Source organism: Stutzerimonas sp. 21-1, assembly GCF_056336065.1.
In genome coordinates, this window is the sequence record NZ_CM150500.1 from 1,713,043 (window position 1) to 1,738,702 (window position 25,660).

19 protein-coding genes and 2 pseudogenes are annotated in these 25,660 nt (G+C 63.4%); 7 read left to right on the top strand and 14 right to left on the bottom strand.

All coding sequences use genetic code 11. The annotated features are described in order from the left end of the window. Positions 1-41: 41 nt before the first annotated feature. The 5 genes from AC0ZJQ_RS08460 to AC0ZJQ_RS08480 all read right to left on the bottom strand — a co-directional run bounded on the left by AC0ZJQ_RS08460 (position 42) and on the right by AC0ZJQ_RS08480 (position 6,149). A complete protein-coding gene (locus AC0ZJQ_RS08460) occupies positions 42-2,120 on the bottom strand; it encodes an oxidoreductase (RefSeq protein ID WP_476477667.1) in 2,079 nt (692 codons plus the stop codon). 35 nt (positions 2,121-2,155) lie between these two features. Continuing rightward, entirely contained in the window at positions 2,156-4,276 is a 2,121-nt protein-coding gene (locus AC0ZJQ_RS08465; protein ID WP_476477668.1) for an oxidoreductase, read from the bottom strand. 70 nt (positions 4,277-4,346) lie between these two features. After that, positions 4,347-4,919, bottom strand: coding sequence for a hypothetical protein (locus tag AC0ZJQ_RS08470; RefSeq protein ID WP_476477669.1), 573 nt, complete (start codon positions 4,917-4,919; stop codon positions 4,347-4,349). Between the two features lie 66 nt (positions 4,920-4,985). Next, complete coding sequence (locus AC0ZJQ_RS08475; protein WP_476477670.1) at positions 4,986-5,375, bottom strand: nuclear transport factor 2 family protein; 390 nt, start codon at positions 5,373-5,375, stop codon at positions 4,986-4,988. A 27-nt stretch (positions 5,376-5,402) separates the two neighbouring features. Beyond that, positions 5,403-6,149, bottom strand: coding sequence for an aspartate/glutamate racemase family protein (locus AC0ZJQ_RS08480; protein WP_156714707.1), 747 nt, complete (start codon positions 6,147-6,149; stop codon positions 5,403-5,405). A gap of 435 nt (positions 6,150-6,584) precedes the next feature. On the opposite strand from AC0ZJQ_RS08480, the gene AC0ZJQ_RS08485 reads away from it, so the two are divergent. From AC0ZJQ_RS08485 to AC0ZJQ_RS08510, 6 genes are all read left to right on the top strand, one after another. Beyond that, on the top strand, positions 6,585-7,592 hold the full coding sequence (locus tag AC0ZJQ_RS08485; RefSeq protein ID WP_476477671.1) for a TerC family protein: 1,008 nt from the start codon (positions 6,585-6,587) through the stop codon (positions 7,590-7,592). A 313-nt stretch (positions 7,593-7,905) separates the two neighbouring features. After that, positions 7,906-8,514 (top strand): TetR/AcrR family transcriptional regulator, encoded by a 609-nt coding sequence (locus AC0ZJQ_RS08490; RefSeq protein WP_155552553.1) that lies wholly within the window; start codon positions 7,906-7,908, stop codon positions 8,512-8,514. Further along, positions 8,511-9,662 carry an efflux RND transporter periplasmic adaptor subunit gene (locus AC0ZJQ_RS08495; RefSeq protein ID WP_155552555.1) on the top strand — a complete coding sequence of 384 codons (1,152 nt, stop codon included), beginning with the start codon at positions 8,511-8,513 and terminating at the stop codon, positions 9,660-9,662. The genes AC0ZJQ_RS08490 and AC0ZJQ_RS08495 overlap by 4 nt, the downstream gene beginning before the upstream one ends. Further along, positions 9,659-10,864, top strand: coding sequence for an ABC transporter permease (locus AC0ZJQ_RS08500; protein WP_155552557.1), 1,206 nt, complete (start codon positions 9,659-9,661; stop codon positions 10,862-10,864). The genes AC0ZJQ_RS08495 and AC0ZJQ_RS08500 overlap by 4 nt, the downstream gene beginning before the upstream one ends. A 1-nt stretch (position 10,865) precedes the next feature. After that, complete coding sequence (locus AC0ZJQ_RS08505; protein ID WP_155552559.1) at positions 10,866-11,573, top strand: ABC transporter ATP-binding protein; 708 nt, start codon at positions 10,866-10,868, stop codon at positions 11,571-11,573. A gap of 118 nt (positions 11,574-11,691) precedes the next feature. Further along, entirely contained in the window at positions 11,692-12,738 is a 1,047-nt protein-coding gene (locus AC0ZJQ_RS08510) for a threonine aldolase family protein (protein WP_155552561.1), read from the top strand. A 63-nt stretch (positions 12,739-12,801) separates the two neighbouring features. On the opposite strand, the gene AC0ZJQ_RS08515 is transcribed toward AC0ZJQ_RS08510, so the two are convergent. The 4 genes and pseudogenes from AC0ZJQ_RS08515 to AC0ZJQ_RS08530 form a co-directional block, all read right to left on the bottom strand. Beyond that, on the bottom strand, positions 12,802-13,812 hold the full coding sequence (locus tag AC0ZJQ_RS08515; RefSeq protein ID WP_155552563.1) for an ornithine carbamoyltransferase: 1,011 nt from the start codon (positions 13,810-13,812) through the stop codon (positions 12,802-12,804). Between the two features lie 12 nt (positions 13,813-13,824). After that, positions 13,825-15,081, bottom strand: coding sequence for an arginine deiminase (gene arcA / locus AC0ZJQ_RS08520; protein ID WP_008567958.1), 1,257 nt, complete (start codon positions 15,079-15,081; stop codon positions 13,825-13,827). 50 nt (positions 15,082-15,131) lie between these two features. Continuing rightward, positions 15,132-16,559 carry an arginine-ornithine antiporter gene (gene arcD / locus AC0ZJQ_RS08525; protein ID WP_008567957.1) on the bottom strand — a complete coding sequence of 476 codons (1,428 nt, stop codon included), beginning with the start codon at positions 16,557-16,559 and terminating at the stop codon, positions 15,132-15,134. 169 nt (positions 16,560-16,728) lie between these two features. Next, a pseudogene (locus tag AC0ZJQ_RS08530) lies at positions 16,729-16,974 on the bottom strand (TolC family protein); the annotation flags it as partial. A gap of 2 nt (positions 16,975-16,976) precedes the next feature. Between AC0ZJQ_RS08530 and AC0ZJQ_RS08535 the strand changes: the two are divergent. Further along, positions 16,977-17,225 (top strand): annotated as a pseudogene (locus tag AC0ZJQ_RS08535) (transcriptional regulator); the annotation flags it as partial. 113 nt (positions 17,226-17,338) lie between these two features. Here the strand turns inward: AC0ZJQ_RS08535 and AC0ZJQ_RS08540 are convergent. The 5 genes from AC0ZJQ_RS08540 to AC0ZJQ_RS08560 form a co-directional block, all read right to left on the bottom strand. After that, positions 17,339-19,333 carry a methyl-accepting chemotaxis protein gene (locus tag AC0ZJQ_RS08540; protein WP_476477672.1) on the bottom strand — a complete coding sequence of 665 codons (1,995 nt, stop codon included), beginning with the start codon at positions 19,331-19,333 and terminating at the stop codon, positions 17,339-17,341. Between the two features lie 476 nt (positions 19,334-19,809). Further along, positions 19,810-20,787 (bottom strand): SDR family oxidoreductase, encoded by a 978-nt coding sequence (locus AC0ZJQ_RS08545; RefSeq protein ID WP_476477673.1) that lies wholly within the window; start codon positions 20,785-20,787, stop codon positions 19,810-19,812. A 90-nt stretch (positions 20,788-20,877) separates the two neighbouring features. Continuing rightward, positions 20,878-21,714 carry an isocitrate lyase/PEP mutase family protein gene (locus AC0ZJQ_RS08550; protein ID WP_476477674.1) on the bottom strand — a complete coding sequence of 279 codons (837 nt, stop codon included), beginning with the start codon at positions 21,712-21,714 and terminating at the stop codon, positions 20,878-20,880. A 205-nt stretch (positions 21,715-21,919) separates the two neighbouring features. Further along, complete coding sequence (locus AC0ZJQ_RS08555) at positions 21,920-23,188, bottom strand: carbohydrate porin (RefSeq protein WP_476477675.1); 1,269 nt, start codon at positions 23,186-23,188, stop codon at positions 21,920-21,922. Positions 23,189-23,353: 165 nt separating this feature from the next. Further along, positions 23,354-25,486, bottom strand: a complete 2,133-nt coding sequence (locus AC0ZJQ_RS08560) for a PQQ-dependent dehydrogenase, methanol/ethanol family (protein ID WP_008567949.1) — start codon at positions 25,484-25,486, stop codon at positions 23,354-23,356. Between the last annotated feature and the right edge of the window lie 174 nt (positions 25,487-25,660).

Consider the following 25,660-nt stretch of genomic DNA (forward strand, 5'->3'; position numbering starts at 1 on the left):
AAGGCGAGCCTTCCCTGGCTCCAGGCAACACGACCCCAGGATTAGCCCAATGCCTCGTCCGCCAGCGGCCCGCTGAAGCGCTCGATGGAGCCCGGCTCGATGTAGCGCTGCCAGTTGTCGAAGATTTCCCGGCCGGCCAGGAAGCCCTCGAAGATGGCGTGGTCCGTGCGTCGCGGCGTGACGCAGTCGCCGACCCGGTGCACGTTGGGTAGCGCCGCTTTCAGGTCGAAATAGAGCTGCTGCTGCGGCAGGTGGCGGATGCACAGGACGATGCTGTCGAAGCCGGCGAGGGTTTCCTCGTCCCCGGTGTAGAGGTTGAAGATGTCCACGTCCGCGCCGCGGATCTGGTTGACCCAGGCGTTCAGCGTGTAGGTCAGGCCCTGGGCGAACAGGTTGGCGTAGATCACCGGCTGGTCCAGAGTGACGCCGAGCTTGTGGAACAGCGCGTTCCAGCGGGTCAGCACATGTACCTGGTGGCCGTTGTCCACCAACAGTTCGGTGATGCCAGCGGAATAGCGGGTGCCTTCGTCGTCGATCACCAGCACCCGCTTGCCCAGGCGCTCCGGGTGATCCAGCACATCCAGCGCGGTGAAGACGTGGTCGGCGTCGATGCCGGGAACCCGCTCAACCAGCGGGTTGATGTCCGAATAGCCGCTGCGGTCCGGCAGCGAGCCGGTGGCGACGATGACGCCGTCTGGTGCCAGTGCCTGCACCGACTCGACCGTGGCGGTGTGGTTCAGGCGCACGCTTACGTCGGCCTTGGCCATGTGCACCTTGAGGTCTTCGGTGATCCAGGCGAAGGAGTCGCGCCGCGGCATGCGCACCACGTAGTTGACCTGGCCGCCCAGTTCGCCGGATTTCTCCAGCAGGGTGACGCGATGGCCGCGCTTGGCCAGTCCTTCGGCGGCCTTCATGCCGGCCGGCCCACCGCCAACCACGACCCAGTGCTTCTGCGCGGTCGCCGGTTTCAGCGTCTGCGGACCGAACACCTCTTCGCGGCCGGTGGCCGGGTTGATCTGGCAGGTCATCGACGTGCCCTGGAACAGCCGACCGACGCAGCCCTGGTTGCAGCGCAGGCAGTGGTAGATCTCGTCCTCGCGGCCTTCGCGGGTCTTGTTGGCGAATTCCGGGTCGGCGATCTGCGCGCGGGTCATGGCGACCATGTCGGCATCGCCGCGGGCCAGAATGGCTTCGGCCTCGCCAGCGCTGCCGATGCCGGAGACGCAGAACACCGGGATGTTCACCGCGCGCTTCAAGCGTGCGACCGGGTTGACCAGCCAGCCGTTGGGCACGTCGTACGGCGGCATGATGTAGGTGGCGGACTGGTACACCCCGGCGGTGGCCATGATGTAGTCGATGTCGCCGGTGGCTTCGACAGTGCGCGCCACCTCGATCCAGTCGCTGACTTCCATGCCGCCGGGGACCATCTCGTCCATCGACAGGCGGATGCCGACGATGAAATCGCGGCCTACCCGCTCGCGCACCGCGCGGATCACCTCCAGCGGGAAGCGCATGCGGTTCTCGAAGCTGCCGCCGTATTCGTCGTCGCGCTTGTTGAACAGCGGCGAGATGAACTGGTGCAGCAGGTAGCTGTGCGCCAGGTGTACCTCGACGCCATCGAAGCCGGCGAGCTTGGAGTACTCGGCCGAGCGCACCCAGCCCTCGACGATTTCGTCCATGTCGCTGCGTTCCATCGCCTTGGCCATCTCGCCGAACACCGGCGACTTGATGTTGGAGGACGACCACAGCACCCGGTAGTCATCCATCGCGTGGGTTTCGCCCATCACGCCGAAGTGGTTGAGCTGGGCGAAGATGTGCGAGCCGAGGCGGTGCACGGTGTCGGTCAGCGCCCGGTCACGCTCGACCATCTCCTCCCGGTAGCCGTATGAGTAGCCGCGGCAGAAGGTGTTCGAGGTGGGGTGGATCAGCCGGTTGCCGGTGATCATCAGGCCGATGCCGCCGCGCGCGCGGGCGGCGTGGTAGTGGATGTCGCGGTCGTTGGTCAGGCCGTCCGGCGAGTTGAACGACATCGCGTGGGCGGACTGCATGATGCGGTTGCGCACGGTGATGTTGCCGATTTGCAACGGCTGGAACAGGTTGGGATAGCGTTCGACAGTCATGAATGTTCCCTCGTCAGGTCAGGTCGGCGGCGTGTTCAGGAAGCACGCGTGATCAGGGTCCTTTGCCACTGGAGGTCGAAGCCCTCCAGTTCGCCCTGCTCGATGAAGCGGTTGGGGTCGTCCAGCAGCTCGCGTCCGGCCAGCATCGCTTCGTAGAGGCTGTCCTGCAGCGGGCGGGGCAGGCGAGCGTCGCCGATGCAATAGAGCCGCTCCACGCGCCCGAGCAGCTGGTGGTACAGCGTGTCGTTGGCACGATGGCCGGCAGCGATCACGAAGCTGTCGGCCTGCAGTCGCGCTTCGTCCTGGTCGGTGAACAGGTTGAACAGCTGCGCAGTGCCACCCTCGATGCGGCGCACCCAGCTGTTGAGCGTGTAGCGCAGGCCCTTGGCGAACACATGCCGGTAGTTCACCGGCAGATCGAGCGTGAGCGCGAGGTTGGGCGACAGCGCGTTGAAGCGGCTGACCAGATGCACCTCGTGGCCGCGGTCGAGCAGGTACTCGGCGGTGCCCAGGGCATAGCGGCCGCCGTCCTCGTCGAACAGCACCACGCACCTGCCCAGCGGCGTCTTGCCCTCCAGCACCTCGACCACGCTGAACACGTTGGCCTGTTGCATGCCGGGGACCTGATCTACAGCCGGTCGGGTGGAGGTGAAACCGGTCTTCAGCGGCGTGGAGCCGGTGGCGACGATCACCCCGTCGGCGTCGTGCGCGACGATTTCGTCGGCAGTCATGCGTGTGTTCAGGCGCACGTTCACGCCCGCCTTGTGCAGTTGCCGCTGCAGGTCGCGGGGGATGAAGCCGAACTTGTGGCGACGCGGCAGCATGGCCGCCAGGTTGACTTGCCCGCCAAGTCGTTCCGATGCCTCCACCAGCTCGACCGCATGACCGCGGTTGGCCAGCTCCAGCGCTGCGCGCATGCCCGCCGGGCCGCCACCCACCACCAGCCATCGACCCGGCGCGGCGGCCGGCTCGATGGTGTGGCTGCCGAAGCGCTGTTCGCGCCCGGCGGCGGGGTTGACCACGCAGGAAATGGCGTTGCCGGCCATCAGCCGGGCGATGCAGGCCTGGTTGCAGCGGATGCAGTGGTTGATCTCGTCCTCGCGACCTTCGAGCAGCTTGTTGGCGAAGGCCGGGTCGGCGATCTGTGTGCGGGTCATGGCAATCATGTCGGCGGCGCCTTCGGCCACCAGTGCTTCGGCCTTCTTCGGATCGACGATGTGCCCGACGATGAACACCGGGATGTCGCGGATGGCCTGCACCGCCTTGCGCAGACGGGCGCCGTCCTCCACCAGCCAGTCTTCGGCGTAGTCCCCAGGCGGAATCTGGTCGGCGTGGGCGGCGTAGGTTCCGGCGGTCGCACTGACGTAGTCGATCAACCCGGTCTCCACCAGCTTGCAGGTCATCTCGATGGCGGTATCGGCCTTCATGCCACCCACCGTGCATTCATCCATCGAGATGCGGATGCCGACGACAAAATCCGGCCCCACGGCATCGCGCACGGCCTGCATGGTCTCGATCGGGAAACGGACGATGTTGTCCAGCGTGCCGCCGTATTCGTCGGTGCGCTTGTTGTAGACGAAGGACAGAAATTGCTGGTGCAGGTAGCCGTGGGAGTAGTGCAGTTCCACGCCGTCGAAGCCGGCGGCTTTGGAGTTGAGCGCCGTCTGGGCGAAGTGCTCGGAGACTTCGCGCATCTGTTCGCGGGTCATCTCCCGCGCCCATTCGTTGTAGGCCGGCGACTTCATCGTCGACGGTCCCCACAGTTCGCGGTAATCGTCCAGGGCGCCGCTGCGACCCTGCGGGCCGAAATGGATGATCTGCGCGATGATGTGGCCGCCGAACGCGTGCACGGCGCGGACCATCTCGGCGTCGCGCTCGATGATCTCCGGGCGGTTGCCACGCGCCAGCGAGCGGTTCGGGCCGGTGGATGTGGGGTGGGTGTGGCGCGCGCCGGTGACGATCAGGCCGATACCGCCCTTGGCGCGCTCGGCCTGGTAGTAGATGTCGCGGTTGTTGGTCAGCCCCGAGCCGGAATGAAAGCCCTTGGCATGCGCGGTCTGCATCAGCCGGTTGCGCACGGTGATGGAGTTGATCCGCAGGGGTGAAAAAAGATGCGGGTAGGCAATCTCGCCCGGTTTCTTGTTGTTCTCGGTCATGTCGGCTACTCGTTGTGCCTCGGGACGAATCAGTCGAAGCAGGTGTCCGGTGACGCCTGTCGGTGCGGTTTCACGGGTAGGCCGGACTGGCGATGCACTCGCCGACCAGCACCTGGCGGCCCCAGCCGGCATCGGCTTGGCCATCGCTCAGTGCCAGGGGCTGTAGGGCGAAGACTTCACCGAGCTGGTTGTCGCCCACTACCATGCTGCGCGTGCGCCAGAGCTCGGCCTCGGTCGGCAGCCGTTCCAGATCGGGGTCGACGATCAGTGCCAGCAGCCCGCCGCGCGCGCGCTTGCCTTGGCGCATCCGCTCGAGGATGTGAATCTGATAGTTCACCGACTGGTCTGCGGCAGCCGGGTCGACGCCCCAGAGGCGCGACCAGTTGGCGGCGAATTCCGCGACCACGGGTATGCGGAAAACGTCCTGTGGCGCGACACCCCTGGACGGATGCAGCAGGTCGAAGTGAGTCCAGCGCGGGCTGTCGCCGGTGGCATCGGCGAGCTTCCAGTTCTCGTACCGGTCGATCTGCGACACGGAGTTGAAGAACGGATTGTCGACGCCGCGCAGCCAGGGGTTGTATCCACGCCGGTCGGCGTCGTGGCGGATCACGTAGGTCAAGACGATCATCTGGTCACTGAACATTGTTATTCCTCGGCGCAACCGGGCCGGTTGCGCGTGTGAGCGATCAGGCGGTGTGGGGGCTGCGGCTCAGCGCAGCACGTTCTCGCCGCTCATGAAGACGAACACGCGGCTGAAGCGACCGTTCTGGACGTACCAGAAGTTGCAGTTCTTCAGGCGTGTTTCGTTGCCCTGGTGATCCTTGAGATAGACGTTGAAGCGCGCACAGACCGTCTGGGACTGCTCGTCGGCGGCGACCTCGAAATCGCCGTGCCAGATTTTCTCGTAACCGGAAAACAGGTTCTCGAACATTTTGCGCACCCCGGCATGGCCGCTGTGCGTCAGGTTGTCGGTCTGGATGGTGAACTGCACATCCTCGTTGCAGCAGTCGAGCACCGGCGCCATCGCCTTGCGGTCGACGTTGGCGAAGTACTTCTGGGTGGCCAGTTCGATCAGCTCATCACGGGTCAGCTGGGACATGATTTCCTTCCTCTCTTGTTCTTGTTGTCAGCGGGTGAACGCGTGGTAGGCGGCGTCGTTGGGGTTTTCCGGCGCCGGATAGGCCTTGCGGCTGGGCTTCAGGCCCAGGGTCAGCATCAGCTCGCAGAGCTTGTAGGCCACCTGGCCGGGATTGATCACCGGGATGGGCAGGCGCTCGCTGAGGTAGGCGTGGGATTGGTGCATGGTGGTCGAGCCCAGCACGATGACATCCGCGCCGTCTTCCTCCATCGCCAGACGGGCCTCGGCTTCGAGCTTGGCGAATACCACTTCTTCCTTGCCGCCCAGTAGCTCCTTCAGATCCGGGCGCGTCTTGATCGAACGGATCGAGGCCACGCGCGGCCACAGCTGGTATTCGGTGAGGGTCTTTTCGTAGAGCGCGAACCACGGTTCCCACATCGTGATCACGCTGAACTTCTTGCCGAGCATGCAGGCCATGTGAAACGCCGACATGCCGGGTGCGACCACCGGGATATTCAGACGCGAGCGCAGGGCGGCCAGGCCCGAGTCGCTGACGGTGTCGATGCACACCGCGTCATAGCCTTCTTCCTCGGCGCGCAGACCCGCCTCGACCACCGAGAAATCCATCAGCAGAACGTCGTAGGGGCTGTCGGCCAGCGAGGCCCCGCGGGCGACCGGCACGAACTCGGGGTGAAAGCCAGGAAGAATCAGATGTGGCGGAAGCTGGCTGGCCCGATTGGCCGCGGCAGCCTGATCCATAGGGATCGGGATGATGATTTTTATACGATTCGTCATTGCGGCTCCTCGCTATTTCATTCAACGGTCCTCTGACCTGAACTAGCAAGGAGCCTGCCAACTATTAACTTATTGATTTTAAAGGCGAATTCTGAGTTCTTCGGATTTCAATTTGAAAGGAAACGGCGCAGGTTGAAATCGCAGCGTGACCGGTGCGTCAGGTTGCGAATCGCCTCGTGATCGTGGCGCCGATTCCGGGGGAGGGGTGGCCGATCGATTGATACCGACCTGTCTCTAGCGAAAAGTGCCCTCCGTGAGCGCCGGTCAGGGCGTTCAGATGTGGCAAAACATGAGAAATACTTCGCAATACCTCGCGCTTGTGGCGTGACGCTTCGCCTCACTAGAGTAGCGGGGTGACACCGGGCCCCTCTGGCGGTTTCTTACCGCGATGTCGGAGTCACAGTCGTTTTGACTATGACTGAAAGGAGGGGCTCGATGACTGCCCTAGAACCGTTTCTCCTTGCCGAATTTCTCGGCACGGCCACTTGGCTGTGGCTGGTCTTCATCGCCGTCGTGGTGTCGCTGCTTGCCTTCGATCTGGGAGTCCTTCACCGAGACAATCACGAAATCGGCGTGCGCGAGAGCCTGATGCTGTCGGCAGGCTACATCAGTGCCGGTCTGCTGTTCGGTCTGTGGGTGTATTTCCAGAAGGGCAGCGATGCCAGCATGGATTACCTGACCGGCTTCCTGATCGAGAAATCGCTGTCGATGGACAACGTCTTTCTCATGGCGACCATCTTCGGCTTCCTGGCGATCCCGCGGCAGTACCAGCATAAAGTGCTGTTTTGGGGAATCATGGGCGTGCTCGTGCTGCGGGCGCTGATGATTGGTCTGGGCGCGACCCTGATCCACGAATTCAGCTGGATTCTCTATGTGTTCGGGCTCTTCCTCGCCGCGACCGGTCTGAAGATGCTCTTCAGCAAGGTTGATGACCACCCGGATCTCGAACGCAATCTGCTGGTCAGGTTTCTGCGCAAGCACCTGCGGGTAACGAATACGCTGCACGAGCAGCGCTTCTTCGTGCGTCAGCCAGACGCGACGGGCAAGCCGGTGCTGTGGGCGACGCCGCTGTTCCTCGCGCTGATCCTGATCGAGTGTGCCGACCTGGTCTTCGCGGTCGACAGCGTCCCGGCGATTTTCGCCATTACCCAGGATCCGTTCATCGTCTATACGTCGAACATCTTCGCCATCCTCGGGCTTCGGGCGCTCTATTTCGCGCTCGCCGCGATGATCCATCGCTTTGCGTACCTGAAATACGCACTGGCGCTGGTACTGGTGTTCATCGGCGCGAAGATCTTCCTGGTAGGCATCATCGGCAAGATTCCGTCGGTTATCTCCTTGAGTGTGACCGTGGCATTGCTGGCCGGAGGCGTCATCGTGTCGATGTACAAGACCCGGAACGTGCAGCCCGATGGCACGGTGGCTGACGACGGAGCGCGCTGAGCGCGGCGGCGAGCAGTGACAGAGCCGTGCCGCTGATCGAATGAGCGCTTCGGTTTGCTGAACGACCAGCGTGGAGCCGAGTTCGTCGCACGGCTCCAGCTGACGGCGTCCACTTGGATATCAAGAACGTCGGGAGTCGCGGGCACGGCCTTCGGGGTGGTCAGCATTCCTCGCAGCCCACGACTTTTCTCGATGTGCTGCGGGCGACCTCAAGGCTAAGCCGGTCTGGACGGAGGCGGATTGCGGCGCGCGTCGTTGCAAAATTCGTTTCGGTGACTAAGATAGTAATCGATTACTATCTTTTGAGCGGCTCATGGACAATCCTTCGAAACATCTCCCCGCTGACGAGCGTCGCGCTGTAACGATCGAGGCGGTCGTGGAACTCGCTGGGTCGAACAATCCCAGCGAGATCACCACCGCCGCGATTGCCAAGCACATGCATGTAACCCAGGGCGCGCTGTTTCGGCACTTCGCGAACAAGGACGCCATCTGGCAGGCGACGATGGAGTGGGTGGCCGAACGGCTGCTCACGCGCATAGACCGTTCGGCTCGTGGCATCGAGTCCGCGCTCGAGGCGATGGAAGCGATGTTCATGAGTCACGTCGACTTCGTGGCCGAGCATCCGGGTGTGCCGCGCATGATCTTCGGCGAACTTCAGCGCGCTGAATCGTCGGCTGCCAAGCGCATGGTGCAGACGTTGATCAGGCGTTATGCCGAGCGTTTGCAGGTGCTGATCGAGAAGGGCAAAGCCAACGGCGAGCTGGCTGCCGAACTGGATGACGAGGCCGCGGCGATGCTTTTCATCGGCACGATCCAGGGGCTGGTGATGCAGTCGATGCTCGATGGCGATATGCAACGAATCCGCCGCGATGCACCGCGCGTTTTCGCGGTCTATCGGCGTGGCATCGAGGCTGCCGTATGAAGCGACCGATCCTGCACCGCCGCGCGCTGGTACTGCTGGCGGTCGTGGTGCCTTTGGCTGGTCTGTTCGGCTATGTGGCGTTGCGTTCCGGTCCTCTCGCACCCGTTGCGGTGACGGTCGCGGCGGTAGAGTCGCGCCCGCTGGCGCCGGCACTGTTTGGCATCGGCACCGTGGAGGCGCGCTACACCTACAGGATCGGTCCCACCTCCACCGGGCGTCTGCTGCGCCTCGCCGTGCAGGTCGGTGATCGTGTCATTGCAGGACAGGTGATCGGGGAAATGGACCCGGTGGACCTCGACAAGCGGATTGCTGCGCAGGCATCGACCGTCAACGCTGCCGAGGCGGCCTTGCGTGAGGCGCAACAGCGACAGAGCTACGCCAGCACCCAGGCTGGACGCTACACACGACTGTACGAGGCGCGGGCGACCAGCGAGGAGAATGCTGCAACGAAGCGTCACGAGCTGCGGATAGCCGACGCAGCCTTGACTGCTGCCGAAGAACAGCTGGCGCGCGCCAGGGCTGATCGGGAAGTCCTGTTGGCGCAGCGCGCGGATTTGCGCCTGATCGCTCCGGTGGACGGCCTGGTGGCTGAGCGAACGGCTGATCCCGGCTCGACGATCGTCGCCGGGCAGGCCGTGGTGAACGTCATTGATCCGGGCAGCTACTGGATCAATGTTCGCTTTGACCAGGTCGGTGCCGCCGGCTTGGCGCAGGATCTGCCGGCTCGGGTCGTGCTGCGCTCGCGTGGCGGCCAGGCGCTGCAAGGTCGGGTGCTTCGGGTCGAGCCGATGGCCGATGCGGTAACCGAGGAGCTGCTGGCCAAGGTGGTCTTCCAGACGATGCCTGAACCGCTGCCGGCGGTGGGGGAGCTGGCAGAGGTCACGGTCGACATGCCCGCGCTGCCTGCCACGCTGGTCATTCCGAACGCCGCGATCAGGCGTGACCACGAGACCACAGGTGTCTGGCAGCTCATGGAACGGGGCTTGCGATTTGCGCCGGTCCGCCTTGGAGCCGCCGACCTCGATGGCTATGTGCAGGTTGCGGCAGGCCTCGAGCGCGGCGACCAGATCGTGGTGTATAGCGAGAAGGCGCTGGCGGCGCACCATCGCGTGCAGGTCGTCGAGCACATCGTGGGCGCGCCGAGATGATCAGTCTCGCCGGGCGCGACATCCTGCATGCCTGGGGCAAGTTCGTCTTCACCGGGGTGGGTCTGGGCCTGCTGATCGGTGTCACGCTGGTCATGGCCGGGCTGTATCGCGGTATGGTCGATGACGGCAAGGTGCTGCTGGACAACAGCGGCGCCGATCTGTGGGTCGTGCAACAGGACACCTTGGGGCCATACGCCGAATCATCCAGCATCCACGACGACCTGTACCGCACGATCCTGGCCATGCCGGGCGTTTCCCAGGCAGCGAATGTCACCTACCTGACCATGCAGGTGCGCAAGGGTGCGAGCGATGTCCGCGCGATGGTGGTCGGTATCGCGCCGGGCTCGCCAGGCGTGACACCGGGCTGGCCGGCCTACCTGGTCGCAGGGCGCCAGATCACCCGAGGCCACTACGAGGCGGTGGCCGATGTCGCCACCGGGTTCCAGCTGGGAGACCGGCTGACGATTCGCCGCAATCAATACACGGTCGTAGGCCTGACCCGGCGCATGGTGTCCTCCAGCGGCGATCCGATGGTGTTCATTGCGCTCAAGGATGCGCAGCAAGCCCAGTTCCTCAAGGACAACGATGCGATCTGGCAGGAGCGTCGTCGCACCGCGGCCGATCCCGAGCTCAATCGCCCCGGTGCGCCGGACATCCTCGGAACCGTCAACGCGCTGCAGGTCGCCAATCCCTACGTCAATGCTGTGCTGGTCACACTGAAGCCCGGGCATTCGGCGGATGTGGTGGCCGACTCCATACGGCGCTGGAAGCGCCTGACCGTCTACACCCGCGATCAGATGGAGCAGATCCTCGTCGGCAAGCTGATCGCGACGTCGGCCAAGCAGATCGGCATGTTCCTGGTGATCCTGGCCATCGTCAGCGCCGCGATCGTGGCGTTCATCATCTATTCGCTGACGATGGACAAGATTCGCGAGATTGCCGTACTCAAGCTCATCGGCACGCGCAATCGCACCATTGCCGCGATGATCCTGCAGCAGGCGATAGCGTTGGGGGTGATCGGCTTTGTGGTGGGCAAGATCAGCGCGACGTTCTCCGCGCCGGTGTTTCCAAAGTACGTGCTGCTGATTCCGCGCGACTCCATTGCCGGCTTCCTCGCTGTCCTGGCGATCTGCGTGCTGGCCAGCCTGGTTGCCATCCGTATCGCGCTCAAGGTTGATCCGGCGCAGGCCATAGGAGGCTGACATGGCAGGCAACGGCATTCGCATCGAGCGGCTGAGCAAGCGCTATGGCGAGGGCGACACGGCGGTGTTCGCCCTGAAAGAGGTGAACATGCATGTCGCACCCGGCGAGGTGGTGGGGCTGATCGGCCCCTCGGGGTCGGGCAAAAGCACGCTCCTCAAATGCCTGGGCGCGGTCATCGAACCCACGACCGGGCGGATGACCCTGGGCGACGACGTGATCTACGACGATGGCTGGAGTGTCAGCGACCTGCGCGCCCTGCGTCGGGACAAGATCGGCTTCGTGTTCCAGGCACCGTACCTGATCCCCTTCCTCAATGTGACCGACAATGTGGCGTTGCTGCCGATGCTGGCCAACGTACCCAACGCCGAGGCCCGGCGCCGCGCGCTCGACCTGCTGGGCGCACTGGATGTGCGGCATCGGGCCGATGCCATGCCCTCGCAGCTGTCCGGCGGTGAGCAACAGCGCGTGGCGATAGCCCGAGGCCTGGTCAATCGTCCACCGGTGATCCTGGCTGACGAGCCGACCGCGCCGCTGGACAGCGAGCGCGCGATGGCGGTCATCCGCATCCTCAACGAGATGGCGCGCTCCTTCGAGACGGCGATCATCGTCGTCACGCACGATGAAAAGATCATTCCGACCTTCAAGCGCATCTACCATATTCGAGATGGCGTGACCCACGAAGAGGCTGGCGAGGGGCGGGCGTACTAGCCTCTGGCCGGAACACTTTCGCTGCCCGCGAAGTCTTCACTGCGAGACCCGGCTTGCGGGGTTCTACAATCGAACCTACTGCCTCAACCGCCCCGCAGCGTCATATGACGAGGATGTGATGACAATCGCCAATCAGCAATTCGCCAGCGACAACTATTCCGGCATCTGCCCAGAAGCCTGGGAGGCCATGGCCCGCGCAAACCAGGGCCACGAAAGGGCCTACGGCGACGACCAGTGGACCACGCGCGCGGCCAATCACTTTCGCCAGCTGTTCGAAACCGACTGCGAGGTGTTCTTCGCCTTCAACGGCACGGCGGCCAATTCCCTGGCGTTGTCGTCGCTTTGCCAGAGCTACCACAGCGTGATCTGCGGTGACATCGCTCATATCGAAACCGACGAATGCGGCGCCCCGGAGTTCTTCTCGAACGGCTCCAAGCTGCTGCTGGCCCCGACGGAGCAGGGCAAGCTGACGCCTGCAGCGATTCGCGAGGTCGCGCTCAAGCGCAAGGACATCCATTACCCCAAGCCCCGCGTGGTGAGCCTGACCCAGGCCACCGAAGTCGGCACCGTCTACCAGCCCGACGAGCTGCGTGCGATCAGCGCGACCTGCCGGGAGCTTGGGCTGCACCTGCACATGGATGGCGCGCGCTTCGCCAACGCCTGCGCGCACCTGGGCCTGTCGCCGGCGGAGCTCAGCTGGAAAGTCGGCGTCGACGTGCTCTGCTTCGGTGGCACCAAGAACGGCATGGCGGTAGGCGACGCCATTCTGTTTTTCAATCGCGAACTGGCGACCGATTTCGAGTACCGCTGCAAGCAGGCCGGTCAGCTCGCCTCCAAGATGCGTTTTCTTTCGGCGCCCTGGGTCGGCCTGCTGGAAAACGGCGCCTGGCTGAAATACGCCGAACACGCCAACCGTTGTGCCCGGCTGCTGGCTGAGCTGATACGGGACCTGCCGGGCGTCGAGCTGATGTTTCCGGTGCAGGCCAACGGCGTCTTCGTCAGCCTGCCGCCAGCCGCGCTGGACGCCCTGAGAAGTCGCGGCTGGATGTTCTACACCTTTATCGGGGTCGGCGGTGCGCGGTTCATGTGCTCATGGGACACCAGCGAAGCCCGCGTGCGGCAGCTGGCCGATGACATTCGCGCCGCGGTCACCGGCACCCTGTAGGTGCGGCGACCGATGCATCGGAGGCATCCCCAGCAGACGCGCCGCCTGCTGCGCTGAGGATGCTCAGATGCCGCCGAGCGTGGCCACCAGCACGGCCTTTATGGTGTGCATGCGGTTCTCGGCCTGATCGAAGACGATGCTCGCTGGCGACTCGAACACCTCGTCGGTGACTTCGATCCCGCCGGCCAGCTCGGGATGATGCTCGGCGATCTCCTTGCCGACCATGGTCTCGGCGTTGTGGAGCGCCGGCAGGCAGTGCATGAACTTCACCCGCGGATTGCCGGCGGCCTGCATCAGCGCAGCGTTGACCTGATAGGGCAGCAGCAGGGCGATGCGCTCGCCCCAGGCTTCGACCGGCTCGCCCATCGACACCCAGACATCGGTGTGGATGAAGTCGACGTCGCGGACCGCTTCGCGCGGGTCCTCGGTCAGTGTCAGCTGCGCGCCGGACTGCGCGGCGAAGGTGCGACAGGCGGCCAGGTGTTCTTCATGCGGCCAGAGCGCCTTGGGCGCGCCGATGCGCACGTCCATGCCCAGCTTGGCGCCGACCAGCAGCAGCGAATTGCCCATGTTGTTGCGCGCATCGCCGACATAGGCGTAGCGGATCTGGTGCAGCGGCTGGTCGCTGTGCTCGCGCATGGTCAGCACGTCGGCGAGCATCTGGGTGGGGTGGTACTCGTCGGTCAGGCCGTTGAACACCGGCACTCCGGAAAACTGCGCAAGCTCCTCGACCACATGCTGGCTGAAACCACGGTATTCGATGGCGTCGTACATGCGCCCGAGCACGCGGGCGGTGTCCTTCATGGTTTCCTTGTGGCCGATCTGCGAAGACGTTGGGTCGATGTAGGTGACGTTGGCGCCCTGGTCGTAGGCGGCAACCTCGAAGGCGCAGCGGGTGCGGGTCGAGGTCTTCTCGAAGATCAGCGCGATGTTCTTGCCCTTGAGGTGCTGGTGCTCGGTACCGCTGTACTTGGCGTGCTTGAGATCGCGCGCCAGATCGAGCAGGTAGCGCAGCTCGCGCTCGCTGTGGTGGGTGAGGCTGAGCAGGTGCCGGTTGTGCAGGTTGAAGGCCATCGGATTGCCTCCTTAATAGTCGACCGGATCGCGGATGATCGGGCAGGTCATGCAGTGGCCGCCGCCACGGCCGCGGCCCAGTTCGCTGGCATCGATGGTGATGACCTCGACGCCGGCTTTGCGCAGCAGGGTGTTGGTATAGGTGTTGCGGTCGTAACCGATGACCACGCCGGGCTCGAGCGCGACCACGTTGTTGCCGTCGTCCCACTGCTCGCGCTCGGCTTCGTAGCTGTCGCCGCCGGTTGCCACGGTGCGCAGCTTCTGGATGCCGAGGGCCTCGGCGACCACCTCGAGAAAACTCTTTTCTTCGCGGCGCACGTCGATCCCGCCGGATCTGCTCTCGTCCGGGCGCAAGCTGAAGGGGGTGATCGCCTGCACGGCTTCGGGGTAGATGGTCACCAGATCGCGATCGCAGAAGCTGAACACGGTATCCAGGTGCATGGCGGCGCGGCTTACCGGCAGCCCGGCGACGATCACCCGCTCGGCGGCGCCCTGCTGGAACAGCGATTGCGCCAGCTGGCCGATGGCCTGGCGCGAGGAGCGCTCGCCCATGCCGATCAGCACCACACCATTGCCCAGCGGCATCACATCGCCGCCCTCGAGTGTGGCGAGGCCGTGATCCTGCTCCGGGTCGCCGTACCAGACCTGGTAATCCGCATGGGCGAAGGTCGGGTGAAAGCGGTAGATGGCGGCGGCGAGCAGCGTTTCCTGCCGGCGCGCGGTCCAGTGCATCGGATTCAGCGTCACGCCGCCATAGATCCAGCACGTGGTGTCGCGGGTGAACAGCGTGTTCGGCAGCGGCGGCAGGATGAAGCTGGAGTGGCCCAGGTAGTCGCGAAACATCTGCACGATGTCGCCGCTCTGCGTCCCGCGCAGGTCGTCGGCGCAGACGCCGCCGATCAGGTATTCGGCCAGCCGGCGTGGCTCCAGCTCCTCCATCCAGGCGCGCACCTCGTGATGCAGGCCGAGGCCGATCAGATTGGGCGTCAGCTTGCGGTCGAGCAGCCAGCGCTTGGCGTCGGCGTTGTGCAGGGTTTCGGTGAGCAGGTTGTGCATCTCCATCACCTCGACGCCGCGCTCGCGCATCTTGGTGACGAAGTCGAAATGGTCACGCTTGGCCTGGCTGACCCATAGCACATCGTCGAACAGCAGTTCGTCGCAGTTGGATGGCGTGAGACGTTGATGGGCCAGCCCCGGCGAGCAGACCAGCACCTGGCGCAGCTTGCCGACTTCCGAGTGCACGCCCAGGGGTGGGGTGGGAATAGCCATGAGGAAATCTCCTGTCATGACTTGGCCGTGCCGACGGCAGGCCAGGCCGATCAAAGGGTCAGGAAGCCGTCATACAGGCCGTAGGCGGCGATCAGTGCACCGATCAGTACGCCGGCGAAGATCAGCTTTTCCAGCAAGGTGAACACCGGCTGGCCACACTCACGCCTGGCTCTGGCGAACAGCAACGCGCCAGGGGCATAGAGCAGGGCCGACAGCAGCAGGTACTGAACACCACCGGCATACAGCAGCCACGCGGCATAGAGCAGCGCGACCAAAGCGATCAGCAGGTCTTTGCGGCGCTCGCCCGGTTCGTTCTCGTAGCTTTCGCCGCGCCAGCTCACCAGTACCGCATAGGCAGCCGACCAGAAGTAGGGCACCAGGATCATCGACGTCGCCAGGTACAGCAACTTGAGGTAGGTGGCGTCGTTGAACAGGGTGATCACCAGCATCAGCTGGATCAGCCCGTTGGACAGCCACAGCGCGTTGCTCGGGACTTGCCGGGCGTTCTCCTTGCGCAGGAACGCCGGCATGGTGTGATCCCGGGCGCCGGCGAAGAGAATCTCGGCGCAAAGCAGCGTCCAGGCCAGCAGGCCGCCGAGCAACGAGACGATCAGGCCGACGCTGACCAGCAAGGCCCCCCAGCGCCCGACCACATGCTCCAGCACGCCGGCCATCGACGGGTTCTTCAACGCCGCCAGTTCCGGCTGGCTCATGATGCCCATCGAAAGCACGTTCACCAGCACCAGCAGAAGCAGTACGCCATAGAAGCCGATCACCGTCGCCTTGCCGATGTCCCGTCGATCCTGCGCCCGCGCCGAGTAGATGTTGGCGCCTTCGATACCGATGAATACCCAGACGGTGACCAGCATCATCCCGCGCACCTGGTTCATGACGCTGCCCAGCTCCAGGTTGCCTTTGCCCCAGAAGTCGGCGACGAAAATGTCGAACCTGAAGGCCAGCGCAGCGAGCACGATGAACAGCACCAGCGGGACGACCTTGGCGATGGTGGTGATCAGGTTGAGGAAGGCCGCCTCGCGAATGCCGCGCAGCACCAGGAAGTGGATGGCCCAGAGCAATACCGACGCGCAGGCGATCGCCAGCCCGGTATTGCCCTCGCCGAAGGCCGGGAAGAACAGTCCGAGGGTGCTGAACAACAGCACCATGTAACTCACGTTGCCGATCCAGGCACTGATCCAGTAACCCCAGGCCGACGAGAAGCCCATGTAGTCGCCGAAGCCTGCCTTGGCGTAGGCATAGACGCCGGTGTCCAGCTCGGGTTTACGGTTCGCCAGCGTCTGGAACACCAGCGCCAGCGTGAGCATGCCGACCCCGGTGATTGCCCAGCCGATCAGCACGGCGCCAGCGCCGGCGCTGGCCGCCATGTTCTGTGGCAGCGAAAAGATACCGCCGCCGATCATCGAGCCGACCACGAGTGCAACCAGCGCGCTCAGGCGCAGCTTTTGCGCAGATTGAGACATTCGAAAACGCTCCCTATCGTCGATTCCCAGCTATCAAGCGCTTGTATCGCTGCGTCGGAAATGACCTGAGTCAGCGTTACGGCTGTTCGCTGAGTATTGACCACATAGTGCGTTTCATCCTGTTCGTCTCAGTGCGGGCGATGCTTACCGCGAAGCGCTGACGCAGCCTTCACCGATTCGCGAGCGGCGCGCCGTTGCTCCAGCCACCGCCCAGGCTGCGGAACAGGTCGACCAGGGCGATCTGTCGTCGTGTGCTGGTCTCGATGTAGTCGGACTCATTGGTGAAGTGGCTACGTTGCGCATCGAGGTAGCGCAGGTGGCTATCCACGCCGCCCTCGTAGCGCGCCTTGGCGAGCTTCAGCGTCGCGTTGCTGGTATTGGCCAGGTTCCGCCGTGCGGTTTCCTCACGACGCAGGCCCGGACAGCCTCGACCCGGCTGTCGACGGCCGCTGGCAGCCCTACAGCGATGCGCTGGACGCCTTCTTCCTCCGCGGACAGCAGGCTGGGGTGCTGCGTATCGACATCACCGCGGCGGTCTTCACCGAACTCTTTCTCGCACTGATATACGGCATGGTCGATGCCGAGCGCCGCGGGCGTGCGGCCAGCTCCAGTTCCGCGGGCATGCTCGAGCGGATGTTCCTCGATGGCGCAGCCATAACCCGCTGAGCTGATCCGCACTGCCGGCGCAGGAGGCCAAACGGCTGTTGCCTCCCTTGCGGCAGGCGCCACTTGGAATCGGGCAGGTTGGGCATGGCGGTAGCGCCATGCCCCGAGGGCACTCAGCGCACCTTGAACCGGTTGACGACAGCCGTGAGGCGCCCGTTGGTGTTCAGCAGCGATTCGGCGCTGCGGTCGACGCTCACGCCACTTTCCACCAGCTCATCGACGACCTGCCGCACGGCTACCATGTTGCGGTTGATCTCCTCGGCCACCGCACTTTGTTCCTCGGCGGCTGTGGCGATCTGCGTGCTCAGGTCGTTGATGTGCACCACCGAGCCGGCCATCTCGTCCAGCCCGACGGTGACCTGGGCGGTCTTGTCCGCCGTGGCCTGGCAGCTGACCTTGGTCTGTTCCATGGCCTGCACGGCGGAACCGACCGCTTCCTGCAGACGCTGCAGCGTCTCGTTGATTTCCGAGGTGCTCTGCTGCGTACGTGCGGCCAGGGCGCGGACTTCATCGGCGACCACGGCGAAGCCGCGGCCTTGCTCGCCGGCACGCGCGGCTTCGATGGCCGCGTTCAGTGCCAGCAGGTTGGTCTGTCCGGCGATGTCACCGATGACGCCCAGCACGTCGTTGATGCGCTGCGCGTCGGCCTCCATCGCCTGCACCTTCGCCGTTGCGCTTTCAACTTCGCTGACCAGCGACCGAACGCTGCCGGAGGCATCGTCGACGACCCGCTTCGACGAGAGCGCGTTGTGATTGGCGGTCTGGGTGAAGGTGGCGGTATCGCTGGCGCTCTGCGCAACGGATTCGGCCGTCGAACTCATTTCGTTGATGGCGGTGACGGCCTGGTCCGTTTCCAGCGCATGCCGCGCCAGGGCCTCGTTGGTCGTGCGGGACAGTTGCTTGAGCTGGCCGATCTCGCTGTGGATCTGCGTGGTGGCGTCGCTCACGTCGATCATCATCTTCTGCAGATAGCCGATGAAACCGTTGACCGAACGTCCCACCTGATCGACTTCGTCATCGCCCTTGATGGCGATTCGCTTGGTCAGATCGGCGTCGCCGGCCGACAGCGCATCGATGTTCGAGCGCAGCACGCCGAGGCGCTTCATCAGCTGGTTGAGGGCGACGATCATCAGCGCCAGCAGCACGACGACCATGGGAATCTGCAGCGATGCGAGCGTCTTGAGCATGGCATCGCTGCGCGCTTCGAGTTGCGCGGTGGGCAACGCCGCCGCCAGCAGCCAGGGCGTGCCTTCGATCGGTGTCAGGAAGAAGCTGAATGCTTCACCGTCCTTGGCGCTGTAGGTCGTGTGCTCCTGCTGCGAGCGACCCGCGAGCGCCTGCTGGATGGTGGCGATGAACGGCGACTGGCCGGCCAGCTCCGCGACGTTGCGCAGCACCATGTCGCCCGGCAGCTGCGGCTGGTTGCTGAGGATCTTGCCGTCGGCCTCGACGACCATCACCTCGCCGCCGATCTCATCCTGCTTCTCGGCGACCAGTCGATTGAAGAAGCCGAGCGTCAGGTCGATCGTCGAAACGCCCCAGGCGGTGCCGTTCTGGTAGATGGTCATCGCGCAGTTGGTACGTGGCTCGGCGCTGGCGTCGTCCTTGTAGGCCGCGGCCCAGACGCATTTCCCGCGCGGAGCCTGCATGCCGCCACGGTGCCAGGGCTGCTCGAAGTAGTTCAGCGATTCGGCCGAATTCCAGTGCGTGTTGACGATCAGTTTTCCCGCCGGATCGCGGTGATAGAAGGTGCTGTGTTTATCCTGTCCGGCGGTTCGCGCACCCGGCATGGGCCAGATTCCGCCACCAAACACCTTCACGTCACCGTACTGATCGATCAGGCCAGGCAGGATGCGGTCGATCTCATCGCTTTCCAGCATCGGCACGGTCTGGGTAATGCTGCGTGCCTGGGCTTCGACGCGCGCCAGCTCCATCGCGATGTGCTCACCGATTTCGGTGACCTGCGACATCACGATGGTTTCGCCCGCAGCCATGAGTTGTGGCGCGACGAAGCGCTGGATGCCAAGCATCGTCAGCAGCATGACAAGCAGCACGAAGCCGATGAAGGTGATGGTGTAACGCGCCTTTATCGTGTTGAAAGCGAACATCTAATCCTCAGCATTAAGACAGCCGGCCCGGCGGATGGGCGTGGCGATGGCGTTCTATCGGCGCGTGGGTGCGATGCATGAGCTTCGGCTGACCGGCGGTCCGCTTACACGAGAACTGCCCGAACCGAGCCGTGGGGCTATCGCCACAGTGCGGCTGCATTGAACTGATGAAATTCGACTCGAACGGTAACCGGGATTAATCCACAGATGCTGTGGATAACGGCGTTGATATCTCGAGAACAACTCGCGCGACGCCTTGCTGGCCGGGTGCTGGCTGCGAATTGAGTGTTTTCTGTTCGGTAATGCCTTTCAAATCAGGGAGATCCGCCGTCAGCGGCAGACTAAGCAAAACTGGCGGGCACGGTGACGCGCTGCTCGGCCGCAAGGCGCAACGCATCGAAAGGTGCGGGGTGAAGGTCATGGATGAGCTGACCTGCGACCCCGGTTTTCAATGAAGAAGGACCGGGCCGTGCGTGCTACGGAATCAACAAGGCCACCAGGGCGGTGGCGATGATCAGCACGGCGATGACATGGCTCGAACTCAGGCCCCACGCGCGCTGGCGCGAATTGCGATCGAACCGGCCGCGCGCGTCGTGCAGGCCGTTGACCGGCTCGAACAGGTTGCCCGCCTGCGGTGCCAGCTCCGTGTCGCCGCTCATCTGGCCGGACCAGGCGCTGCGCGCCAGGAGCCGATCGAGCAGCCCCGGAAAAAACAGCGTGCCGATGATCGCCTTGATGGTCGGCGCCCCGAGCCACAACTCGCGCGGCGGCGCGTTCACCACATTGAAGATGGCTCGCGCCGCGACGTAAGGATCGTGGATCGGCGGGACCGGTTGAACGCGCTTGCCGAGCTTGTTGCGCGCCCAGTCGAACTGGGGCGTGTTCATCGCCGGCAGCTGAACCATGCACAGCCTGATCTTGCTGGCGTGATGGATGAGCTCGCACCTCAGCGAGTCGGTAAAACCACGCACCGCGAACTTGGCGCCGCAATAGGCCGATTGCAGTGGAATGGCGCGATAGGCCAGCGCCGAACCGACCTGGATGATCAGCCCGCGGTTGCGCGGACGCATCAGCTCGAGCGCCGCCAGCGTGCCGTGCACGGTGCCCAGGTAGGTCACTTCGGTGACTCGCCGTATCTCTTCCGGCAGCAATTGGTCGACCGGCGCGAATACCGTCACCATCGCCGCGTTGATCCAGACGTCGACCGGACCGAGTTCGGCCTCGAATCGACGCGCAGCGCTGTTCAGCTGTTGCGCATCGGCCACGTCCGCACTGATCGCCAGCGTCGCGACCTCATAGGGCTGCAACTCTTCCAGCGTCAGCGCCAGACCCTCGTCGCTGCGTGCGACCAGGCCGATGGCGTAGCCGGCAGCGGCGAAAACATGGGCCGTGGCGCGCCCGACACCGGCGCTGGCACCGCAGATCACTACCACCGGACGGTCAGGGTTGTTCATTCGTTTCGCCTTGCAAGCGTTCGAGCAGTAGAGGCACGCGGTGGCACAGGGTTCCCTTCACCAAGCGGCAAATCCCCGCTATCTGGCGTTTCACGGCCGGTCCGGCTTGCCGAACAGCGCGTCGAGTTCCGCACCGGAGGCGGCGTCGGCAAAGCCGTCGAAGCGGCCGTGCTCGGCGAGGGCGCGTGCGGCGCGCAGAAAACCGCCCCATGCCGCCCGCGCCAGGGCGCCACCGACACTGATGCGTCGGACGCCGAGGTCGGCGAGGTCCTGCACGGTCAGCTCGCTGTCCCAGCCGATCAGCACGTTGACCGGCTTCGGCGCGACCGCGGCGACGACGGCGGCGATCTGCTCACGTGTGCGGATACCCGGTGCGTAGAGGCAGTCAGCGCCGGCAGCGGCATAGGCCTGCAGGCGCGAAATGGCGTCGTCGAGATCGGCACGACCGACGAAGAAGGTTTCCGCACGGCCGATCAGCACGGTATCGCCGCCGTGCGTGTCGATCGCCGCGCGCGCGGCCGCGATGCGCTCGACCGCCTCGGAAATGCCGCGCAGCGGTGCCTGCGCATCGCCGGTCGAATCTTCGATGGACAGGCCGGCCACGCCGGTCTCGATCGCCAAACGCACGTTTTCAGCGACGCCTTCGGGCGTGTCGGCAAAGCCACTCTCGAAATCGGCGTTCAGCGGAAGGTGGGTGGCCTGGGCCATGCAGCGCAGGTGCGCCAGCACCGCGTCGCGGGGTAGCTGGCCATCCGCACGGGCGCACGACCAGGCGTAGCCCGAACTGGTCGTGGCTAGCGCCTTGAAGCCGAGCCCGGCCAGCACGCTGGCGCTGCCGGCATCCCACGGATTAGGCAGCACGAAACAACCGGACTGATGCAGCGCGCGAAAGGCGGCGCGCTTTTGCGAAACACTGGGAGGGTTCACGAAGTTCTCCTTGGCGCCGCCGTCTTTCGCCTTCCGGGCTCGCCGGCAGCGCAACCAGGCTGCGCTGCCGGCGAGGGCAAGAACGAAGGGGCGGGCAAACGTGGCACCGGTTCGATGCAGGCGAGTCAGACCAGCAAGCCTAGTCTCAACTCGCCAATTGGCGCACGACGGGTGCTTCGCAAAGGGCGCCCTTCAGTGCAGCAGCTCAGAAGCTGATGACGGTCTTCAAGCCGAATACGACGCTGTCCCGCTCATCCGTGTAGCCGCCGGGCTGGTGGAAGTACTGGATGTTCGGACTCAGCGAAACCGCCGGGGTCACCGCGATGCGGTAGTAGAGTTCGGCCGGATATTCCCTGTCCGGTACCGGCTCGCCTTGTTCGCGCAGCCGGCGGCGCGAATCGTCGTTCACTTCCAGCCGTGCGAGGGCCAGGCCGACTTCGTCGTCGGGGCGGCCGGCGAAAGGGGCGGAGAGGATGCCGCCGACCTGCCAGATGCGCTCGATGTAGGTCACGTCCGGGTCGGACTGGATGAAGTGGGCGAACAGCTTGAAGCGCCTGGCCGCCACCGCGGTGCTCTGCCAGAGCTGCTGCTCGGCCATCAGATAGCCGCCGCTGGCCTGGTCATGCTCGGCGGCCGGCGCGCCGGAAAGCGCCATCGGACGCCCGGCAGCGTCACGGTAGACGTCCTCGAAGTCGCCGGTATTGCGCCACAGGCCCAGCCGATAGGCGCCGGGCTGGCCGGCGAAGGTCGGCGTCCAACCCAGTTCGGCGACCGCGTGGTAGCCCGTGGTGCCCGACGGGCTGCCGACGTTCAGGCCCTGCCCGCGCTCGGTGAAACGCGGATTGACCTGATAAAGCGCGGTCTGCATCGACCATTCTTCGTTCAACTGATAACGCGCGGTGGCGCCCCACTGGCTGATCGGCCAGGTGTGCCAGTTGGGCGTGATGTAGCCGGGCACCGTGCCGCAGAAGCCGAGGTTCTGAAACGGGCAGGCGAACGGGAAGACCTCGCCGCTCATGGGCAGACGACCGAGCTTGAGCAGCAGGCGGTCATCCAGCAGCGCCTGCTGGTAATAGAACTGCACCAGCCGTGTGGTGCTGCCGTAGCCATAAATTTCCTGCGGTTGCAGCAGCACGTCGAGGTCCGCCTCGGCGTTGAGGTTCTCGCCGTTGCGGTTGACCACCGTGAAGCGGAAACCGGCGCCGGACCAGCCCAGTAATTTCTCCAGATCCAGCGCGGCATCAAACATCAACTGATCGGAGTAGGTGCCGGTGTGGTCATCGCCGCCCTGGGTGTTCCAGGCCAGCTCGTTGACGTAGGTGATCTGCAGATCGACGCCGGCCTCATGCAGGCGGGTGCGGCTGCCGTTCCAGTCGCCGAGCAGGAACTGGTCGGGTGAGTAGTCCGCCGCGTGGGCAGCAGTGAACAGGCAGGCGGCGAGAAGGCCGCTGCCGAAGCGCAGGCTGGTTGTCATTGTTTTGATCCTTTGGGATGTAACGGTGCGGCGTGCAGCGAATATCGTTAGTTGCAAGGCCTATGTAATGAACGATATTCGCGTGCACTTCTGCCCATTGGTAACGCCTGACTACATTGCTAGTTGGCGTTACCGGTTTGTTCAGTTGGCGTTTGAATTGCTGGCCTAATGTCCGCCGCCAGACTTCACTCCATCGTGCGCTTGCCTGCGAACGAAATGGCGAATGCTTTCAAGCTCTGCGTCTGTCAAATCCGGGAATTTAGGCATCCCGTTGGCAAGTAGCGCGCCACCGCGAACGACACTCTCAAAGGCCTTTTCATTGCCTTTGAGCAATATCGGCGACTCCCGCAGGTCGGGTGCTTTCATACCCGCAACAGCTCCGGCGCCATGACAACCAACGCAGAGGTTTTCCGCAAAAACACCCGCGCCGGCCTCTGCTTTCTTGGCATCGATCTCAAACTTCGCATCGATAACTGGCTTGGCAAGCTGCGGTGCCGGCTGTTTGGGAATAACCGCCTTTCCGTCCAGCGAGAACGTCATGATGCGGCGCTCATGCGCACCATATTTCCAGCCATGGCTTTCAAAGCCCAGTTCACCGGAACCGCCGAAGTTAGAGGCCAATGCACCACCAGGACCGACCAGCAGGGAAACCATCTGCTTGCCATCCAGCTTGTAAGTAATCGGTGGCGCAGAGATACCGAGGCCTACGTCATAAGACCAAAGTTCGTCACCGGTGCGGGCATCGTAAGCCTTGAACATGCCGTCAGGCTGGCCCTGGAAAACCAGGTTGCCGGCCGTGGTCAAGGTTCCGCCACCCCACGGGCTCTTCTGGTTCACTTGCCACACCCGCTTGTTCTGGACCGGGTCCCAGGCCTGTAGGGAGCCGCGGGATTCATGCGGGTCTTTGGTCAATTCCCAACCGGTCAGTCCCAGATAAAGTTTATGGCTCGCCATCTTGTGGCCAGGCTTGGTGTCCTTGCCGTTGTCCTTGAAGGTGTTGCCTAAGTGATTGGTGGGGATAAAGGCAAGATTCAACTCGGGGTTATAAGACATCGCATGCCATGAGTGAGCGCCGAATGCCGAGGGATAGATATTCTTCTCGCCATCGGGATACCTGGCATCTTCAGCAACGATGTGGCGCTGTTCTTTCAGGTCATACTTGGTTGACCAGTTGGCGTCTGTGAATTTCTCGGCGGACAGTACCTTGCCGTTCGAGCGGTCAATCGTATAGAAGAAGCCGTTTTTTGGCGCATGCAGTACGGCATCAACATCTTTGCCATCGATTTTCAGATCGGCCAACACGATGTCCATGTTGGAGTTGTAGTCCCAGGTGTCGCCTGGTGCAGTTTGCACGTGCCATTTGTATTCGCCTGTATCCGCATCTACAGCCACGACAGAACACAGGAACAAGTTATCGCCGCCCTCCGGGCTACGCACTTTGATATTCCATGGCCCGCCGTTACCTGTACCAAAGATGAGCTGGTTGTATTTCTCGTCGTAAGTCCAGCCATGCCAGGCATTGCCGCCACCGCCGTTTTCCCACCACCGGCCAGTCCATGTTTTGGCGGCCATCTCTTGGGCTTTATCCTCGAATCCATTGGCAGGATTACCGGGGACGATATAGAAACGCCAGATCTGCTTGCCCGTTTCAGTATCGTAAGCGGTCACATAACCGCGCATCGGGCCGAGCTCCGTTCCGCCATTACCGATAAATACCTTGCCATCGAAGGCCTTCGGGTGGCCGGTAATATTCAATGGCTGGTCGTGATCGAATGTTCGGGTCTGCCAGACTTCCTTGCCGTCCTTTCTGTTGATTGCAATCAGGCGACCATCCCAAGTGGCAATGAATAACTTGTCACCATAGGTCGAAAGGCCCCGGCTATGCTTCCAGAAGACTTTCTTCATGTTGTTATCGAGTATTTCTTTGGAAACTTTTGGGTCATATTCCCAAAGCATCTTGCCTGTGCGAGCGTCGAATGCACGGGTTCTATTCATTTCACCAACGTAATACATGACGCCATCGACCACCAAGGGCGTGCCGACCATATCTGAGCGGTCCGGCAGCGGCGCGTACCATTCAGGCTTGAGCTGGCTGACGTTTTCTACGTTGATGTCTTTGAGAGGGCTGAATCGCTGTTCGGAGTGTGTTCGCCCGTAAGCCAGCCAATCAGTGGTGTTTGATTCATCAGACAGTTCCTTGTCAGTAATGACTCTGTCTGATGCGTGCAGTGGCGTAATCGCAAGAAGCGAGACCGCCATGATTACCTGTACCCTTAGGTTCGACTGTTTGAATTTCATTTTTATTATTTCCTTGTTTAGGGTTGTTTCTCACTTCAGGCATGCCTTAAGCGGGCGCCCATTGCTAAGGCTCTTCTGATATTTATTTTTGTAAAAAAACGCCCAGCGTTGCGCGCTGCAATAGCGAGCAACGACATACGTGTACATAACTGTTTTTCAGTGCCGTTATTTAAA